The 8,160-nt window shown below is 35.6% G+C and carries 11 protein-coding genes; 9 read left to right on the top strand and 2 right to left on the bottom strand.

Annotated features, from left to right (window positions below):
- Nucleotide 1: 1 nt before the first annotated feature.
- Both rsmA and pdxA read right to left on the bottom strand, forming a co-directional pair.
- Nucleotides 2-814 carry a 16S rRNA (adenine(1518)-N(6)/adenine(1519)-N(6))-dimethyltransferase RsmA gene (gene rsmA, locus GA0116959_RS13450; protein ID WP_092721121.1) on the bottom strand — a complete coding sequence of 271 codons (813 nt, stop codon included), beginning with the start codon at nucleotides 812-814 and terminating at the stop codon, nucleotides 2-4.
- Between the two features lie 47 nt (nucleotides 815-861).
- Nucleotides 862-1,830 carry a 4-hydroxythreonine-4-phosphate dehydrogenase PdxA gene (gene pdxA, locus GA0116959_RS13455; RefSeq protein ID WP_092721122.1) on the bottom strand — a complete coding sequence of 323 codons (969 nt, stop codon included), beginning with the start codon at nucleotides 1,828-1,830 and terminating at the stop codon, nucleotides 862-864.
- A gap of 459 nt (nucleotides 1,831-2,289) precedes the next feature.
- Between pdxA and rplM the strand changes: the two genes are divergently transcribed.
- The 9 genes from rplM (at nucleotide 2,290) to GA0116959_RS13500 (ending at nucleotide 7,963) form a co-directional block, all read left to right on the top strand.
- On the top strand, nucleotides 2,290-2,718 hold the full coding sequence (gene rplM, locus GA0116959_RS13460) for a 50S ribosomal protein L13 (RefSeq protein WP_053579670.1): 429 nt from the start codon (nucleotides 2,290-2,292) through the stop codon (nucleotides 2,716-2,718).
- A gap of 13 nt (nucleotides 2,719-2,731) precedes the next feature.
- A complete protein-coding gene (gene rpsI, locus GA0116959_RS13465; RefSeq protein WP_004647927.1) occupies nucleotides 2,732-3,118 on the top strand; it encodes a 30S ribosomal protein S9 in 387 nt (128 codons plus the stop codon).
- Between the two features lie 283 nt (nucleotides 3,119-3,401).
- Complete coding sequence (locus GA0116959_RS13470) at nucleotides 3,402-4,055, top strand: glutathione S-transferase N-terminal domain-containing protein (protein WP_053579669.1); 654 nt, start codon at nucleotides 3,402-3,404, stop codon at nucleotides 4,053-4,055.
- Nucleotides 4,056-4,066: 11 nt separating this feature from the next.
- On the top strand, nucleotides 4,067-4,498 hold the full coding sequence (locus GA0116959_RS13475) for a ClpXP protease specificity-enhancing factor (protein WP_092721123.1): 432 nt from the start codon (nucleotides 4,067-4,069) through the stop codon (nucleotides 4,496-4,498).
- Nucleotides 4,499-4,522: 24 nt separating this feature from the next.
- Complete coding sequence (locus tag GA0116959_RS13480; protein ID WP_092721124.1) at nucleotides 4,523-5,185, top strand: hypothetical protein; 663 nt, start codon at nucleotides 4,523-4,525, stop codon at nucleotides 5,183-5,185.
- A gap of 391 nt (nucleotides 5,186-5,576) precedes the next feature.
- Complete coding sequence (locus tag GA0116959_RS13485; RefSeq protein WP_053579666.1) at nucleotides 5,577-5,936, top strand: roadblock/LC7 domain-containing protein; 360 nt, start codon at nucleotides 5,577-5,579, stop codon at nucleotides 5,934-5,936.
- Nucleotides 5,937-6,133: 197 nt separating this feature from the next.
- Nucleotides 6,134-6,985, top strand: coding sequence for a hypothetical protein (locus GA0116959_RS13490; RefSeq protein ID WP_244878604.1), 852 nt, complete (start codon nucleotides 6,134-6,136; stop codon nucleotides 6,983-6,985).
- Between the two features lie 11 nt (nucleotides 6,986-6,996).
- Nucleotides 6,997-7,539, top strand: coding sequence for a GTP-binding protein (locus tag GA0116959_RS13495; protein ID WP_053579664.1), 543 nt, complete (start codon nucleotides 6,997-6,999; stop codon nucleotides 7,537-7,539).
- 10 nt (nucleotides 7,540-7,549) lie between these two features.
- Nucleotides 7,550-7,963 (top strand): roadblock/LC7 domain-containing protein, encoded by a 414-nt coding sequence (locus GA0116959_RS13500; RefSeq protein ID WP_053579663.1) that lies wholly within the window; start codon nucleotides 7,550-7,552, stop codon nucleotides 7,961-7,963.
- Nucleotides 7,964-8,160 lie beyond the last annotated feature (197 nt).

Consider the following 8,160-nt stretch of genomic DNA (forward strand, 5'->3'; position numbering starts at 1 on the left):
TTTAAGGCACCATTTGATCAGACAATGCCACAAATTGAGCCATAGTTAACGTTTCAGGACGTGCCATTGGATCAATACCCGTCTTTTCGAATCCATCCTCTGCTAACATTCCTTTCAAACTATTACGTAAGGTTTTACGACGCTGAGTAAAAACATGTGAAACCAAACGCGCCAAAGCTTTTTCATTTTTGGCCACAATCGGTTTGATCGCATAAGGCTCTAATCGAAATACAGCTGAAGTTACTTTAGGTGGCGGATTAAAAGAACCTGGTGGAACTTCAAATAAAAATGTCGGTTTGCAGTAATATTGAATCATGACTGACAAACGCCCATATTCTTTGGTGTTTGGGGAAGCTGTAATACGATCAACCACTTCTTTTTGCAACATAAAGTGCATATCTTTAACTTTGTCGCCAAATTCCAAAAGATGAAAAAGTAATGGTGTTGAAATGTTATAAGGCAGATTACCGACTACACGTAATGGTCGATCTTCTTTAAATAATTCAGAATAATCATACTTCAAAGCATCTGCTTCAATAATCGTCAGTCGTTCAGGATGAGGAACACGACCGGGTAACCCAGCTGCCAAATCTCGATCTAGCTCAATCACAGTTAAAGCATCACACTCCCCAATAAGTGGTGAGGTTAAGGCTGCTAAACCGGGTCCAATTTCGAGAATATTTTCCCCAGGACGTGGATTGACCGAACGTACAATTTTAGCAATCACACGTTGGTCATGTAAAAAGTTTTGACCAAATCGTTTACGAGCCTGATGCCCTTCTTGTTTTGGGTTTAAGGCATTAATTTGATACATAAAAACATTTCCAACGTGACGTAATCATTTAAAACCTTCACTAAAAATTAGTGACTGGCTAAATCTAGGGCTAAATCGACAGCAACATGTAAGCTTGAACTTTTTGCCAGTCCAGTACCTGCTAGTGAAAGCGCTGTACCATGATCAACTGAAGTTCGAATAAAAGGTAAGCCTAAAGTAATATTAATGGCTTCACCAAAGCCTTGTGATTTTAACACAGGTAAGCCTTGATCGTGATACATTGCCAAAACAGCATCGGCATCTTTTAAATTTTCTGGGGTAAATAAAGTATCGGCAGGCAGACTCAGACTCAGACTCACACCTTGAGCACGATAACTTTCCAGCACAGGATTAATTATCTCAATTTCTTCCATACCTAAATACCCTCCCTCACCTGCGTGTGGATTTAAACCACAAACAAGAATATGTGGATGCTCTATCTTAAATTTGGTTTTTAAATCATGGATTAGAATATCGATCACTTGATGTAGACGTTGTTTGGTAATTGCCTGAGGAACATCTCTTAAGGCCAAATGTGTCGTTGCCAAAGCCACACGTAAGTTTTTGGTGGCCAGCATCATAACGACCCGTTTAACATCTGCAAACTCTTGGTAATACTCAGTATGTCCACTAAAGTGAATACCCGCATCATTAATCACTGATTTTTGTACAGGGGCAGTCGCCACACCCACACTTTTACCTAACATGGCATATTCGGCAGAACGACGCAGTTGTTCCAATACATAAGCTGAATTCTGCGTATCCAATTCACCCAGTACAACTGCTGCTTTTAAAGGAACATGTTCTACATAAAGTTGACCAGATGCAGCAGCGTCACACTGTCCTTGATATTCAATTAATTTTACTTTTTGATTTAAAATATCAGCACGTTGCTTTAATAAGTTGATATCAGCCAATACCACAATTGGACGCTCATCATGACGTTCTGCCAAAGTTAGACAAATATCCGGACCTATACCCGCAGGTTCGCCGCTGGTGACATATAAAGGAAGCATGCTTTATCCAAGTGAACTCAGTGTAGGTTGATTATACTCTGATTCATAAATATAAGGATTCAAGGTCGGATCAAACAAAACAATGAGCATAATCTGATATGAAAGCTCACACTGAAATATTTAAAATAAAATCAATTTATGCTTCGCTAAACATTCGATATTTAAAATATTCTTCAGACTCTACATTAATTTTTTTATTTAAAAATATCCTTATATCGAGTAGCTAAAATACTTCGTAAAAAAAAGGCCTACAACAGTTTTGATCTTATTTTGAATTCACCTCACCGACTGTCGCTTTTATTTATCAGAATCCTTTCATTTTGCATCTTGTTCTTTTAAAATACAGCGCTTGAAATTCTATATTTTCATTGTGGTTCTACTGACTTTCAGGTAGAATTCCGTCTCCTTTTGTTTGGACAGATTCCATAGTCCAAACCAACTATAATAGGTAGTGGTTTAATGAAAACTCTCAGCGCTAAGCCAGCTGAAGTTCAACATGACTGGTATGTTGTTGATGCTTCTGGCAAAACTTTAGGTCGCCTTGCGACTGAAATCGCTCGTCGTTTACGCGGTAAGCATAAAACTTCTTATACTCCGCACGTTGATACTGGTGATTACATCGTTGTTATCAATGCTGAAGAAATTACTGTAACAGGTAAAAAAGCTCAGGATAAGAAATACTATCGCCATACTGGTTTCCCTGGTGGTATCCGTGAGACTAACTTTGAAAAGTTAATCGCTCACAAACCTGAATCAGTTTTAGAAAAAGCTGTAAAAGGTATGTTACCAAAAGGTCCTCTTGGTTATGCAATGATCAAAAAAATGAAAGTGTACGCTGGTTCTGAGCATCCTCATACTGCTCAACAGCCACAAGTTTTGGACATCTAAGGGATAACAGCACATGGCTACTAATTATGGTACAGGTCGCCGTAAGACCGCAACTGCACGTGTTTTCTTGTCAGCTGGTACAGGCAAACTCGTAATCAACAACCGTACTCTTGAACAATATTTTGGTCGTGAAACTGCTCGTATGGTAGTTCGTCAACCTTTAGAGCTTCTTGAAGTTACTGAAAAGTTTGACCTTTACATCACTGTTGCTGGTGGTGGTATTGGTGGTCAAGCTGGCGCTATCCGTCACGGTATTACTCGTGCTTTGATCGCTTCTGACGAAACTTTAAAACCTGCTCTTCGTCAAGCTGGTTTCGTTACTCGTGATGCTCGTGAAGTTGAACGTAAGAAACTTGGTTTACGTAAAGCGCGTAAACGTCCTCAGTTCTCTAAACGTTAATTCGTTTACCGAATCGGACAAAAAGCCTTGGTATATCCAAGGCTTTTTTATGTTTTGAATATTGATCTGAAATACAACCAAAATTTAGACAATACTCAGACAAAACCTAATTCTCATACAGCAAAATTCCACCATCTTATTCGACTATATTCTAAAAATATTGATGGACTTAACTGAATCAATACCAATCCATGCCGAAGAAGCCTATTTCTCTTGTCAGTTATCGTGATTTTCAGAGTGAATTTTAGTATCCTAGTCTATTGATTTTAATTTGCTTGGGATTATGTCCATCGAAACCGCTCCGCTTCAAGGAATTACACTTTATAGCCATGCTGATGACTTTCGCTCACACTGGATTCGTTATGTTCTTGCGGAAAAGCAAATTAAATATCACCTTATTATTGTGGATGAAGATGATGAAGATCTCGCCAGTTTAAATCCCTATAATCATGTTCCGATGCTCATAGAAAACGAACTTAAATTATTCAATAGTAGTATTATTTCTGAATATTTAGATGATCGTTATCGACAAAATAAACTATATGCTGATGCACCCATGTCGCGCTCGGAACAACGTCAATATATTTGGCGATTTGAACAAGATTGGCTCAAATTAGCAGATATCATGCTGCGCCATCCTGATAGCTTGACTCAAAAAGAAAAATTAGATGCGCAAAAGCAATTACGAGATATTTTGATTTCACTTACCCCTTTGTTTCAACATTTTCCATATTTTATGTCGGAAAATTTTACAATTTTAGATTGTATGTTAGCGCCTATTTTCTTACGCTTAAATGCAATGGGCGTTGAACTTCCTAAACAGCATTGCCGTCCTATTTTATTATATTGCCAACGCATATTTGCTCGTCCTGCTTTTATAAAATCGATGACCATGCAGGAAAAAAATAAATATCGCGAAATTTTAGTTAATCAATAGAGTATATTTCAATGTCTGAACAGGAATTAAATCTCACTCCGACCCGTCCGTATTTAGCGCGTGCAATCTATGAATGGATTTGTGACAACAACCTAACCCCTCATTTGCTTGTAGATGCGACTCAACCGAATAGCCTGCTTCCTGAACAATATATTCAAGATGGTCAGATTGTTTTAAATATAGCACCACATGCAGTACACCAATTTAATATGAGCAATGAAACAATCACTTTCTCAGCACGATTTGGTGGTGTTTCACGCGACATCTATGTTCCTTTTAATGCAGTTATTGGGATTTATGCACGTGAAAATGGCCAAGGCTTATTTTTTGATCCAAATGAGTATACTGATATTCAAACATCAGAAAATCCATTAGAACCGTCAGTGACTTCTAAAGACACCAAACAAGCGAAGAAAAAACCGAGCTTACGATTATTAGATTAAAATAAAAAAAGGAGTAAATGATTCATGGCTTTTGACTTAGTACAATATTTCGCCGAGCAAATTAACAATCAAAAACCACAGCTTTTAACGCAATATGCCAAACAAGAAAAGAAAGAATATTTATCAGAAATTAATGCTTTAGTGTTAGGTAAATTAATTACACTTTGGCGCTCTGATGAAAAAAAAATGTATCAAGAAATTTGCTCACCTGATGATCTTTTTTCTCAAGAAGTGGCGCGCCACCTTATTACTTTTGAAAAGAATCAATCTGGTTTAGCCAAACAAGATTTAGAAGATACTGTCGCAGAAGTGCTAAAATTACAATTAGTGGAACTTAAACAGTTGAACGATATTGGAAACTTGCAAATTTCAGGGCTGCGAGAATTACTTCTTGGGCAAATCGAGCACCTTTCAGGTCAAGCATCTGATTGGGTTTGGTCAACAAATGACTTAGTAGAATTAAAAGGTTCTAAACCTATTGTTCAAGAAGAAATATCATTAGATACAACCATGAAGGAATTTAATCAAATGGTCAGTCAGCAACATGCTCCGACAAATGAAGATATACTTAGCTATTCAGAATCAACAATTAACGCAGTTCCAACTTGGTCAAAAATTTTAGAACCTTTGGTTGCTGTAGTTGTACTCTGCATTTTATATTCGGCAGTAAATCAAATCTTTGTTTAATCCTTAAAATACAACTTAAGCACTGACTATTTAATGCTCTCTCTTAATACTGTTACATACCATTAACTTATGTAACAGTATTTTAAATTATGTAGCTTTATGATTTTTTTTGCAATATTTACATTTACTTACATTTAATTAGATTACCCAATAAATATCTTATTGTGACTAAAAATAGAATAGAAACTCAATATAAGCACATAAAAGTGTAAACTCCATCACAACCTTAATGACCAAAAATATCATTATTCATAATTTCAATCTGGGCAAGATTTGACCAAAAAATAAATTCCGTTGATAAAATTATTTACACTTCTATAATCAAATTAGCTTGTTAACCAATCATTTAAGCAGGCAAAAAACGTATAACAATCATAGAGAGAAAATAATTATGGCTAAAGTATCACTTGATTCATTAACAAGTATCGACGGTTTCCACGCAGCTGCATTAGTTGATGGCGAAAGTGGATTAGCACTTGCAACACAAGGGGGCGGTGATATTGACTTAGAATTAGCTGCTGCAGGTAATACAGAAGTTGTACGTTCAAAACGACGTGTGGCAAAAGCTTTAAACCTAAATGATAGCATCGAAGATATTTTAATTACACTAGGTAAGCAATATCACTTGATTCGCCCACTTGAGAAAAATGAAAATGTTTTTCTTTATTTAGTGCTTGATCGTAATAAAGCCAATTTAGCGATGGCACGCCATGAATTAAAAGGCTACGAGAAAGGTCTAGACTTTTCTTAAGCCCTATTAAAGCCCTTTATATTTGAATATAAAGGGCTTTAATTTATTAAATGCCCTTATAAACCCAATAATCAACTAGGGATGATATGAATAAAAAAAGCTTCAATATTGCAATCGTCGGATTAAGTATCCATCATTCTGAAGAATTAAAACTCCAGTTACGACACCTAATTTCACACGATTATATGATCAAATGGATGACCGCTTCAGATCAAAATATTGACTGTCTTTTTATTCATGAGCATTTTTATGAAACTGAAGGTATCCAATGCCTAATTAGAAAAAATCACTTTCCATGGCTAAAAGTCTCTAAATCCTTAAAAAGCCAATTTCAAATTGAAAATGACACATTATTTTTACCCATAACTGAACAATCCGTATTATATGATTGGATTAAGCATCATTTAATGAATCGTACTGAAAAAAATAATCGATTAGCAGAACCATCAAGTACACCTCTAGCATTATTAAATAAGAAGTTTTTCCTGAATTTGAATGACATAGAAAATCACTCAAAATTGCATTTACAAGATGAAATGGGAACCTTAGCTGTTATACAGCCCATTCAAAATATTGCTTGGATCAATCCAGAAAGAGCAACGAATAGCACAAACCAAAGTTTTCAATATGATCTAGCCAATATATCTGATCTTACAAAAGTCTCTCGTAAATCTCATTTTATACTTCAAGATTGGCTCTGGAATTTATTCTGGAATTCACCGGAAGTACTTTACAATTTAACTCCTGATGATGGTCATTACAAAATTTATTCATGGCCTAAACCGACAGATCAATTTAATAGAAAAGTTATTTTTCAGTTATCCGCTTGCTTTATACAAGGTGGTAAAATTTCTAAAATAGCAGAGCAATTACAACTTCCTCAAAATACAGTACGCCACTTTGTCGCAACCAATATCGCAACCAATAATATTGAAAAAATAAATGTTTGGGACAAACATTACAGCCCACCCTCACAAGAAATTCGATCAGAAGAAAAAAATGCGATCAAAAGTTTTTTGGGTAAATTACGTCAAAAATTTGGATTTTAAGGGGATATTTGATGATTCTACAACAACATAAAATCGTTTTTGCAGGCTCTATGGGAGCTGGTAAAACAGAAGCTATTCGTTCACTCTCAGATATACCTGTATTACTTACTGAAGCCTTTAATACCGACCAACAAAGCCACAATAAAATGGAAACCACAGTCGGTATAGATTATGGCGAAGTCATGCTTGAAGATGGGATTAAAATTGGCTTATATGGCACTCCAGGACAAAGTCGTTTTGACTTTATTTGGTCGGTTATCTGCAAAGGTGCTATTGGCGCAATTATTTTAATTGATCATACCGTTGCCAATCCACTCGCCGAACTTGAAACTTATATTGAAACCTTTCAGAACTATACAGATAATATTGCAATTGGTATTACGCATACTGATGTAGAAAATACAAATTCAACTTTAATTTATAAGGATTGGCTGATTAGCCAAGATTTATATTCCCCACTTTTTTTTATTGATGCACGAAAAAAAGAAGACGCTCTCCTTTTGCTTGAAGCCTTAATCACATCTATAGAAGTTAATCATCAAATAACCACTTAAAGGAGCCAACATGTTTGCACTTCAAAATAATAGAGCGGCATCAGCAGAATTAATAGAATTTTCAAAATCAAAAATTCAAGAAGTTATAAATAATGTCACAGGGATAAATTTTATTATGCTCTGCTCAACTGATGGCTTTGAACTTGCGACGATTCATAAAAAAGATCATTATAACAATGGAAAATTAGCGGCTGTAAGCAGTTCAATCCTCGCTATGGTCTCTGCTTTTATGCAAGAAATTCACTTGACTGGATGCCAGTCCATTACTTTAGATGCAGAAAATGGTAAAGCAATATTAACGTCTATCCCGTCTAAAAGTCACCCTATGATTATTATTGCTTTAGCTGAGAAAAATGTACTTTTAGGACAATTACTTTACATGTTAAAACATGCAAGTAACTCAATACAAAAAGAATCGATGTAACACTCACTATCTTTCTTACAAAGTATTTGAGAGTATTTTGATTCAAATCTTAGGCTACAGTGAGAATTTTAATTTCTGAAATCATTAAGAGTTTACTTTCTACTTTTTAAATTATGTATAGAAAAACCCCCCTCAGTCTTTTGACTGAGGGGGGTTTAGAATAATGAGCTGGCGATGACTTACTCTCACATGGGTAA

Origin of the sequence: Acinetobacter albensis (assembly GCF_900095025.1) — a bacterium.
GTDB classification, from domain to species: domain Bacteria; phylum Pseudomonadota; class Gammaproteobacteria; order Pseudomonadales; family Moraxellaceae; genus Acinetobacter; species Acinetobacter albensis.

Coding starts and splice junctions, on each gene's coding strand:
- rsmA (WP_092721121.1), bottom strand. CDS start 814: ATGTATCAAATTAATGCCTTAAACCCAAAACAAGAAGGGCATCAGGCT.
- pdxA (WP_092721122.1), bottom strand. CDS start 1,830: ATGCTTCCTTTATATGTCACCAGCGGCGAACCTGCGGGTATAGGTCCG.
- rplM (WP_053579670.1), top strand. CDS start 2,290: ATGAAAACTCTCAGCGCTAAGCCAGCTGAAGTTCAACATGACTGGTAT.
- rpsI (WP_004647927.1), top strand. CDS start 2,732: ATGGCTACTAATTATGGTACAGGTCGCCGTAAGACCGCAACTGCACGT.
- GA0116959_RS13470 (WP_053579669.1), top strand. CDS start 3,402: ATGTCCATCGAAACCGCTCCGCTTCAAGGAATTACACTTTATAGCCAT.
- GA0116959_RS13475 (WP_092721123.1), top strand. CDS start 4,067: ATGTCTGAACAGGAATTAAATCTCACTCCGACCCGTCCGTATTTAGCG.
- GA0116959_RS13480 (WP_092721124.1), top strand. CDS start 4,523: ATGGCTTTTGACTTAGTACAATATTTCGCCGAGCAAATTAACAATCAA.
- GA0116959_RS13485 (WP_053579666.1), top strand. CDS start 5,577: ATGGCTAAAGTATCACTTGATTCATTAACAAGTATCGACGGTTTCCAC.
- GA0116959_RS13490 (WP_244878604.1), top strand. CDS start 6,134: ATGACCGCTTCAGATCAAAATATTGACTGTCTTTTTATTCATGAGCAT.
- GA0116959_RS13495 (WP_053579664.1), top strand. CDS start 6,997: ATGATTCTACAACAACATAAAATCGTTTTTGCAGGCTCTATGGGAGCT.
- GA0116959_RS13500 (WP_053579663.1), top strand. CDS start 7,550: ATGTTTGCACTTCAAAATAATAGAGCGGCATCAGCAGAATTAATAGAA.